General features: G+C 63.6%; 11 protein-coding genes. 7 read left to right on the forward strand and 4 right to left on the reverse strand.

Annotated features, from left to right (window positions below; all coding sequences use genetic code 11):
* The first annotated feature begins 65 nt into the window (after positions 1–65).
* The 4 genes from NKF25_RS18470 to NKF25_RS18485 all read left to right on the forward strand — a co-directional run bounded on the left by NKF25_RS18470 (position 66) and on the right by NKF25_RS18485 (position 4,837).
* On the forward strand, positions 66–1,208 hold the full coding sequence (locus NKF25_RS18470) for an AAA family ATPase (RefSeq protein ID WP_253228114.1): 1,143 nt from the start codon (positions 66–68) through the stop codon (positions 1,206–1,208).
* A gap of 141 nt (positions 1,209–1,349) precedes the next feature.
* Positions 1,350–2,894 carry a glycerol kinase GlpK gene (gene glpK, locus NKF25_RS18475; RefSeq protein ID WP_253228115.1) on the forward strand — a complete coding sequence of 515 codons (1,545 nt, stop codon included), beginning with the start codon at positions 1,350–1,352 and terminating at the stop codon, positions 2,892–2,894.
* Positions 2,895–4,037 (forward strand): hypothetical protein, encoded by a 1,143-nt coding sequence (locus NKF25_RS18480; protein WP_253228116.1) that lies wholly within the window; start codon positions 2,895–2,897, stop codon positions 4,035–4,037. It begins immediately after the preceding gene.
* A gap of 125 nt (positions 4,038–4,162) precedes the next feature.
* Positions 4,163–4,837, forward strand: a complete 675-nt coding sequence (locus NKF25_RS18485) for a phosphoglycolate phosphatase (protein ID WP_253228117.1) — start codon at positions 4,163–4,165, stop codon at positions 4,835–4,837.
* Between the two features lie 24 nt (positions 4,838–4,861).
* Here the strand turns inward: NKF25_RS18485 and NKF25_RS18490 are convergent, their stop codons facing one another.
* The 3 genes from NKF25_RS18490 to NKF25_RS18500 form a co-directional block, all read right to left on the reverse strand.
* On the reverse strand, positions 4,862–5,029 hold the full coding sequence (locus NKF25_RS18490) for a hypothetical protein (protein WP_253228118.1): 168 nt from the start codon (positions 5,027–5,029) through the stop codon (positions 4,862–4,864).
* A gap of 195 nt (positions 5,030–5,224) precedes the next feature.
* Positions 5,225–6,367, reverse strand: coding sequence for an acyl-CoA dehydrogenase (locus NKF25_RS18495; protein ID WP_253228119.1), 1,143 nt, complete (start codon positions 6,365–6,367; stop codon positions 5,225–5,227).
* Positions 6,368–6,476: 109 nt separating this feature from the next.
* Positions 6,477–6,785: a hypothetical protein gene (locus NKF25_RS18500; RefSeq protein WP_253228120.1), complete on the reverse strand. Its 309-nt coding sequence runs from the start codon at positions 6,783–6,785 to the stop codon at positions 6,477–6,479.
* A 149-nt stretch (positions 6,786–6,934) separates the two neighbouring features.
* Between NKF25_RS18500 and NKF25_RS18505 the strand changes: the two genes are divergently transcribed.
* Complete coding sequence (locus tag NKF25_RS18505; RefSeq protein ID WP_253228130.1) at positions 6,935–7,759, forward strand: hypothetical protein; 825 nt, start codon at positions 6,935–6,937, stop codon at positions 7,757–7,759.
* Here the strand turns inward: NKF25_RS18505 and NKF25_RS18510 are convergent.
* Positions 7,756–8,313, reverse strand: coding sequence for an NUDIX domain-containing protein (locus NKF25_RS18510; RefSeq protein ID WP_253228121.1), 558 nt, complete (start codon positions 8,311–8,313; stop codon positions 7,756–7,758). The two genes, NKF25_RS18505 and NKF25_RS18510, sit on opposite strands and share 4 nt — an antisense overlap.
* Before the next feature lie 165 nt (positions 8,314–8,478).
* Here NKF25_RS18510 and NKF25_RS18515 point away from each other — a divergent pair, with 165 nt between their 5' ends.
* Together NKF25_RS18515 and NKF25_RS18520 are read left to right on the forward strand one after the other, a co-directional pair.
* A complete protein-coding gene (locus NKF25_RS18515) occupies positions 8,479–8,691 on the forward strand; it encodes a hypothetical protein (RefSeq protein WP_066143095.1) in 213 nt (70 codons plus the stop codon).
* A gap of 30 nt (positions 8,692–8,721) precedes the next feature.
* Positions 8,722–9,027: RNA-binding protein (locus NKF25_RS18520; RefSeq protein ID WP_253228122.1), on the forward strand; the 306-nt coding region annotated here is incomplete at its 3' end.

Consider the following 9,027-nt stretch of genomic DNA (forward strand, 5'->3'; position numbering starts at 1 on the left):
ATTCCGGCGGAACGCGACGGGCGAGAGACAACTATTATCTATATTCGAACGGTTAGACGGCGGTAATGGACATCGGAGAGCGCATCGAGCGTCGCCGGGCGACACCCCCGGTCGCCAATTTCGTCGTCGAGTGTGGTGTCCTCAGCCCGATGACACACATCTCGAACCCCGTCGGGCGAGGATCCACTTTGGAACGACTGCTCGACGCGCTCGACCCCCTGTTCGACGGCCAACTCCCGTCGAACCTGCATCTGTACGGCCCGCCCGGTGCCGGAAAATCGGCCATCGTCACCGCACTGTTCGACCAGTTCGCGGAACGGTTGTCCTCCGGCAACGGGCAGATACTGACGACGACCCGCGCCGAGAGCGAGGGCGGGTTCGATTTCGTCTACATCGACGCCAGGCGGGCGGGCACGGCGTTCAAACTGTATCGATCGGTGCTCGATTCGTTGACCGACGAGCACGTGCCGAAACGCGGTGTCGGCACGGGAACCCTCCGCCGAAAGTTGGCGACCGCCGTGGAGGACTCGAACCGTGGCGTCGTCATCGCGGTGGACCACGTCGACGAGGACGAAACGCTCACCGCCGCGGAGACGGAGTCGCTCTTCGACGAGACGGGCGACTCGCTGGCCGTGATGACGGTCGGTAGAACGCGCGGGGAGGCGGCGAATGCGCTCGAAATCCCTGCGTACAGTACTCACGAACTCACGGATATAATCACGGAACGGGCCTCACGCGGGTTGCGGCAGGGCGTCCTCGATCACACGCAGGTGAAGACGCTCGCGGAGTGGGCCGAGGGGGACGCCCACGACGCGCTCGCGGCGTTGTTCGGCGCGGTAACACTCGCCGTCGGGGCGGACGCGGACCGAATCCACGACGAGCATCTGACGGCGGGAATGGACGCGGTACCGCGCGACGGCGTTCCGCTCGGTATCGTCCTCTCGCTGCCGAAAAACCGCCGCCACGTCCTCGCCGAACTGCTCGAACTCGACGCGAGCGTTCGCGTGTCGGTCGAAACCAGCGCGACCACCATCGCGGCGGAGACGGACCTTTCGGCCGGAACGGTCACGCGCTATCTCTACGAACTCGCCGAGGCCGGGGTACTCGAACGGGTAACCTCCGAGAACGGGACCCGGAGCGGACGGCAACCGAGCAGGCTCGAACCGCGGTTTCCGACGCTCGTGTTCGAGGCGCTCAACGAAAATTGATCCCAGTCACACGCTCCTTGAAGGGGCAACATTTATAATGAAAGTGTTTGATGTTTACAGCCAATGGCCTATTGCCAGTAAAAATGGCTGGGCCACCCGATGGATACGGTCATTCAGGCATCGGACACAGGAGGTTATCCAATGGAAACGAACGATACCTACGTCGGCTCGATAGACCAAGGAACGACAGGCACCCGGTTCATGGTGTTCGACCACGCGGGAACGGTGGTCGCGAACGCCTACGAGAAACACGAACAGATCTACCCGGAGCCGGGATGGGTCGAACACGATCCGCTCGAAATCTGGGAGAACACGCAGTCGGTCATCGAATCGGCGCTCACGGAGGCGGGTATCGACGCCGGGCAGTTGGCGGCCATCGGCGTGACGAACCAGCGCGAAACGACGCTACTGTGGGACGCCGACACCGGAAAACCCGTTCACAACGCCATCGTCTGGCAGGACCGACGGACGACCGACCGCATCGAGGAACTGGAGGCGGACGGGAAGGCGGACGACGTCCGGGCGAAGACGGGACTGCAACCGGACGCGTACTTCGCGGCGACGAAGGCCGAGTGGTTGCTCGATAATTCTGAACCGATCAAGACCCAGCGCGCTCGTCCGGCGAGTCTACGCGATCGGGCTGAAAGCGGCGAAATCCTGTTCGGGACCATCGACTCGTGGTTGATCTACAACCTGACGGGCGAGCACATCACGGACGTGACGAACGCGTCGCGGACGATGCTGTTCGACATCCACGAGATGGACTGGGACGACGAGTTGTGCGAGGAGTTCGACGTGCCGCGCGCGATGCTACCCGAGGTTCGTCCGTCGAGTGACGACGAGACCTACGGTTCGACGAACCCCGACGGCTTTTTGGGTGCGGCGGTTCCCGTCGCAGGTGCACTCGGCGATCAGCAGGCCGCCCTGTTCGGTCAGACCTGCTTCGACGCTGGTGACGCGAAGAACACCTACGGGACGGGCAGTTTCTTCCTGCTGAACACGGGTAACGAAGCCGTCGAGAGCGAGCACGGCCTGCTCACGACGGTCGGCTTCCAGCGCTCCGGGGAACCCGTCCAGTACGCGCTCGAAGGCTCCATCTTCGTCACCGGCGCGGCCATCGAATGGCTCGTCGACATGGACCTCATCGAGGACGCCGGGAAGACCGAGAACCTCGCCCGAAGCGTCGATTCGACGGACGGCGTCTACATGGTCCCCGCGTTCACCGGACTCGGCGCGCCGCACTGGAACCAGCGCGCCCGCGGGACGCTCGTCGGCATGACGCGCGGCACCCGGAAGGAACACGTCGTCCGTGCCACGCTCGAATCCATCGCCTACCAGACCCGCGACGTCGCCGAAGCGATGGAGGCCGACAGCGGCATCGAGGTCGAAACGCTCCGCGTGGACGGCGGCGCGGTGAAGAACAACTTCCTCTGCCAGCTACAGGCCGACATCCTCGGGACGGATATCGCCCGACCAGTCGTGGACGAGACGACGGCGCTCGGGTCGGCCTACGCCGCCGGACTGGCCGTCGGCTACTGGGAGACCGCCGACGAACTCCGGAACAACTGGCAGGTGGATCGCGAGTTCGAGGTGGCGATGTCGAGCGACGAGGCCGACGAGAAGTACGGTCGCTGGGAGGACGCGGTCGAACGGTCGCTCGACTGGGCGAACGACGGAGGGTCGTAGATGGCTGAGCTCTCCTCGCTCTGGGCCATCGAGATGCTCATCGCCGCGTTCGCGGGCGGCGCGTTCGGCGCGGCCGTCGGCGCGCTCCCGGCCTTCATCTTCACCGGCTTCATGGTCATCGCCGGGGAGGCAGCGAACGTCGTGGGACGCTACGTCGCCGCGACCGGTCCCGGCAAGGCGGGCGAACTCGGCGCGCTGGGAATCACGGGAGCCATCGCGTTCGGTCCGGTGTTCTCCCCCGCGATCAGTTTCGCGGCGGGGACGGCAGCGGCCGCCTACGCCGCGAAACGCGGCTACATGGAAACCGGCTTCGACTTCCACGAGGCGAAGAACATCGCCTTCGCACAGGGGACGAAACCCGACGTGCTCGTCGTCGGCGGCCTGTTCGGTATCCTCGGTTACTGGTTCGTCCAGCTTTCGACGATTTACAGCATGCCCTACGACCCCATCGCGATGGGCGTCGTCCTCTCCGCCGTGGCCCACCGACTCGTGTTCGGCTACAGCATCATCGGCAACGCCAAGAAGGGCCTCCTGAACATGTCCCCGTTCGAGTCGGAGGACCGTCGCATCATCGGCGAACCGGCAGTGGACGGCGGGGAATCAGACGCCGGCGGTTCGCCCGAAACCGACGGTGGAACGGTCGAAAACCGCTTCCTCGTCGAACCGTGGTTGCCCCACCAGTACAAGTGGGCGAACGTGGCGACGCTCGGCCTCGTCGTCGGGATTCTGGGCGCGTACACGGCTTACGTGACAGGGAGCCCGTTCCTCGCCTTCGGCATCAGCGCGGCCAGCCTCGTCTTCCTGAACTGCGGTGTCGAGCGAATGCCCGTCACCCACCACATGGCTCTCCCGGCGAGCACCGCCGCGCTGGCGCTCGCTCCGGCAAGCATGGACATCACGACGGCGTCCCCGGCCGCGATTCAGGCGCAGATTCCGCTCCTCACCGCACTCGTCGTGGGTGCGGTGTTCGGCGTCATCTGCGGCCTGTTCGGCGAGGCGTTCCAGCGTGTGTTCTACTCCCACGCCGACACGCACATGGACCCGCCCGCCGCGAGCATCGTCTTCGGCACGTTCGTCATCGCGATTCTCGCCGCACTCGGCGTCTTCCCGCAGAGCGCGTGGGTCGCGTCGCTCGGGATGTAACGCGGAACTGCTCATCGGAACGTCCTTTTTTACGAACGCGAACGCGGACGCGGACGAGTAATCGAGTAAGCCGGTAAACAGCCTCGAACGCCGAACCTAAGTGCGGAACCGACGAACCCCCCGGCATGGTTCCACCGCTCGTTCTCGATATCGACGGTACGATGACCCGGCCGGACGACTCCATCGACCCGCGATTCTTCGATCTGCTCCCCGACTGGGAGGCCCCCGTCGTTATCGCCACCGGAAAGGCGTTTCCCTACCCCGTCTCGCTCTGTCACTTCCTCCAGATTCCGGAACTCGTCATCGCTGAGAACGGCGGCATCGTCCTCGCGAACGACGAGATCACGCGCAACGGCGACGGCGACGCCGCGCGGCGCGTCGCCGAGGAGTACCGCGAGGCAGGTCACGAGTTGGGGTGGGGCGAAGTGGACCTGACCAACCGCTGGCGCGAGACCGAAATCGCCGTCCAGCGCGACCAACCGCTCGGCCCGCTCTCGGAACTCGCCAGCGAGTACGGGCAGGAAGTCGTGGACACCGGCTTCGCCTATCACGTCAAATCCTCCGGCGTGAGCAAGGGTATGGGCATCAAAGCCGTCGCCGAACTGCTCGGACGCGATTTGGAGGAGTTCGTTGCCATCGGCGACTCGGAAAACGACGTCTCCACCTTCGGCGTCGTCGGCGAGAGCTATGCGGTGGCGAACGCCGACGAGAAGGCCAAACGTGCGGCCGGAACGGTCATCGATGAGTCCTACTCGGAGGGGACGATATCGGTTTTGGAGGAAGTTCGAGAGTGGCCGTGAACGAGTAGGAGTGTGCCGAGTTCGCTAGTTTTGGACGCCGTTTCGATTCGACGTAATCGCGACGAGTAGCAGGCAAAGGCCAACGAACAGCGCGTTCACGAACCACGGCGCACCGATTTGTTCGAACGTAAGCGAGGCAACGAATACTGAGAGGGCCACCAGTGCCGCCTTCGCGATTGGACGCATAGACATGACGGTTGATTGAATTCTATTGGGAGATATTTGTTGGGGTATTGGAGCATCGAATTATCGAATTTCAGGTCTCGAGAACACTCCTGTCCACTACGAACGGAGGCGCTTGATGTTTCGTAGGAAATCAAAGTACCGTCAAAAGCGGATTTCATCGAAAACGTGTCCGAGAGAACTCAAACGGGAAAAATCCGAACCTCAGTCCAACATCTGCGCCGCAATCGTGTTCCGCAGGACTTCGCTGGTGCCCTCGTAGATTTCGTTCAGTTTGGCGTCGCGGTAGTAGCGCTCGGCGTCGAAGTCAGTGGTGTAGCCGTAGCCGCCGTGAATCTGGATGCCTTCATTGGCGACTTCACGGCTGATTTCGCTGGCGAACAGTTTGGCCTGTGCGGCGTGTTTGATGAAGTCCTCTCCGCGCATCTTGCGGTCGGCGGCGCGGTGCATGAGCATCTTCGCGGCCTGAATCTTCGTGTCCATGTCGGCCAACTTGTGCTGGATGGTCTGGAAGTCGCTGATGGGCTGGTCGAACTGCTCGCGCTGCTGAGCGTATTCGAGCGCGTCGTCCCGTGCCGCGCGGGCGAGACCGATACTGCGTGCCGCAATCGTGATGCGCCCGCCGTTGAGCGTCTTCAGCGCGTGGACGAACCCGTCGCCCTCCTCGCCGAGCAGGCGGTCCTCGGGAATCCGGAGGTCGCTGAACCGGAGTTCGGCGGTCGGACAGCCCTTGTCGCCGAGTTTGTGTTCCGTGCCCTCGACGTGGAAGCCGTCGTCCTCCTCGGGACGGACGACGAACGAGGAGATGCCCTTGTTCCCCGCGTCCTCGTCCGTCTTGGCGAAGACGGTGACGGTGTCGGCGACGGAACCGTTCGAGATCCAAAGCTTGCCGCCGTTGAGGACGTACTCGTCGCCGTCCTTGTCGGCCGTGGTGTCCATCGCCGGAACGTCGCTGCCCGCGCCGGGTTCCGAGAGCGCGAACGCGCCGATGTCGGTGCCCTCGTTGACCGGGGTGAGGAACTCCTGCTTTTGCTCCTCGTTCCCGAACGCGTAGAGCATGTTGCCCGCGAGGCTGGTGTGGGCGGCGACGACGGTTCCGAGGCCGCCGCTCCCGCGTGCGATCTCTTCGAGGCCGATGGCGTAGGAGTGGTAGTCGAGTCCGGCCCCGCCGTACTCCTCCGGGAAGGGCATTCCCATCAGGCCGAGGTCGGCCATCTCCGAGACGAGGTCACTGGGGAATTCGTCGGTTTCGTCGATTTCCGCGGCGCGAGGCTTGATCTCCTCGTCCACGAACTCCGCGACCATGTCCCGGATCTGTTTCTGCTCTGCGGAGAGACTGAAGTCCATAACGGAAAATGCGTGCAGTCAATCCTTTACTTTTCCCATCGCGGTCCGTCCGGGTCCATTGCTGGCGTACGACATCTGCTCGCGGTACGACAGGTCGTTTCTCGTCGGCTTACGATAGCCGCTTGCGGATGGAGTCGAGCGTGACGACGCCCTGCACGAGATACGACGCCTCCTTGCTCTTCGGCGCGATGGTGGCCGCACCGAGCAACAGCGCGCCGCGCTTCGCGTTGCCCTTCTGGAAGGCGTACCCCGCCTGCGCGAGCAGGGAGAGGATGTTAAGTTTGTCGAACGAGATTTCCTGCAGGTCGTCCATTCCCTGCAATCCGTCCAGTCCGTTCAGCGGACCGTTTTCGCCGGGTGCGGCGGACGTGAGCGCTCCGACGCTGGCACATGCGACGCCGAGTATGGTTCGGATCATGTACTAGAGTAGTATGTTCCCGGCGGGGAAGGTCTGCGGGGCGAACTTGAAAGCCGTTCAAAGGGGAAGGTGTGGGAAGTCGGGGCGGAGCGGAAGCGAGGGACACGGGGTTCGAAACCGATTACCGACCGGAACCCGAACGGCGTACCATGTACGGCGTGGTGACGCGAAACCCCGAGGAACTCGACTGGCCCGAGTTCGAGCGGGGATTCTACGAGATGAAGGACGTGACGGGGCGTGCAACCGAGCCTGTCGAGATGGGCGTAAACATGATCTCCTGTTTCGGCGACAGCACCGCCGCCGAGAACGACCCCTCGTTGGTGCCGGTGAGCGACGAGGGCGAACTCGCGACCCGCGAGCAACCGTACTTCGACTGGGGATACATCTGCCCGACGCGCGAGGCCTATCGGGAGGGACTTCTCGAAATGGTGTCCGACGCCGCCGAGGCCTACCCCGACGTGCGACTGGACGACATCGGCTTTCCGCGGGCGGAGTACTGCCACTGCGAGCAGTGCGAGGCGGAGTTCGAAGCGAGCGACCACGACGACTGGTATGCGTGGCGCGCCGACGTCATCACGGAGTTCGTCGCGGAAGCGACCGACCGAATCCCCGGCAAAACCTATCTGACGCTGTATCCCGACCCGTATCCGGGCCACCTCTACGAGCGCGCCGGACTCGACCTGGACGCGCTGTCGGAACACGTGGACGAGTTCGTCGTCCCGCTGTACGACATGGCCTACTCGACGACCTACTGGCTCGAAATCATCGCCAGCGGGTTCGCCGACGCCCTCGACATCCCGTTCAGTATCGAACTGTACGCGGTCGATATCGACATCGACGACCTCATTCACGCCACCGAAGTCGCCGACGCCTACGCGAACGACGTGTTCTTCGGCTACGAATCGGGCAACGCCCGCGGCGCGATTCGGCGGATGGACGCCGACTCACGCGACGGCGTCACGCACGGCAACTAATCGAACTCGTTCTCCTGCCACGCGACCAACTGCTCGCGGTCGCGGGTATTTTCGGGTAACTTCCCGAACCACTTCGCATCCGTAATCTCGCCGTCCGGGTCGCGGACCGTCGGCGTCGTCGTCTTCGCACACGCCTGAAAGACGGGGAGGATACCCCACGTCGAGTACTCGCCGCACCGAATCGCGGTACGGGTTGCGATACCGAGTCCTTCGTAGTTCGCCTCCACGCCCGCCTCCTCGCAGAGTTCCCGCTCCGCGGTCTCGCGGTAGGACTCTTCTTCCTGAATACCGCCACCGGGGAGCACCCACGTGTCCAGCCCTCCGTGCCAGACGAGGAGGATTTCGCCGGACGACCGATAGACGATGGTGTGTGCGCCGTACGGCGCGCCGGTGTCCGAGACGCGCCGGGCGAGCGTCCGAAATCGCCGCCGGGAGACCTCGTACGTTCGGGTGAACTCCAGAAACCCCGAGTGTCGCTCCGTCAGCCGATGATAGGCCTGCTCGGCCCGCTGGTCCGCCTCGGTAGCGAGAAACCAGAGGTCATCGAGTGTCATCGTGTGACTGACCGCGATGTGACTCGGATGGCGAACGAGAGGGAGAATCCGACCGCGCGGAGAGTACAATCATGTGCCACGATATTCGAGCGGGCGAGATAAGCCTTCGGTCGGGGACACTCCGGAATCGGACGGTTTTTACGACCGGATGGGCTATCCGGCGGTATGAGCTTTGAGGAAGACGACGCGGTCATTCTGCACGACCAGCACAGCGAATACGACGGCGACGAGGGGACGGTCACGCAAGTGATCGAGAACATGTTCGGCGACGCCACCTACACCGTTAGCTTCGAGGACGGACAGGAGACCGGCGTTCCGGAGGACTCCCTCGAAGCGGCCGAGGGTGACGCCGACGAAGACGCGGACGACGAAGCGTAACTTTTCTTTCCCCCACTCGTACGTACCATCATGGCCAGCGTTCCGTTTCATTACATCGACCTGCGTGCATTCTGCTATGCGACCGAAGACGACCAGCGCGTGGAGGACGCCCTCGACGCATACCTCCCCGAGGAGGCCGAAATCGAGCGCATGAAGAGCGAGGGGCATCTCGGCGACCGCATCCTCATCCTCTCGGCGCGGGTGGAGAACGCCGACGAAATGCGTCACATCCTCGGCAAACTCCGCGAACTGGACGACATCGAGCAAGTGCGCGGGGAACTCGACCAGCGCGTGGACGACAACTGCTCGTTTTTCATCTCGCTCGACAAGCAGGCC

Origin of the sequence: Haladaptatus sp. AB643 (assembly GCF_024136975.1) — an archaeon.
Taxonomy (GTDB): Archaea; Halobacteriota; Halobacteria; order Halobacteriales; family Haladaptataceae; genus Haladaptatus.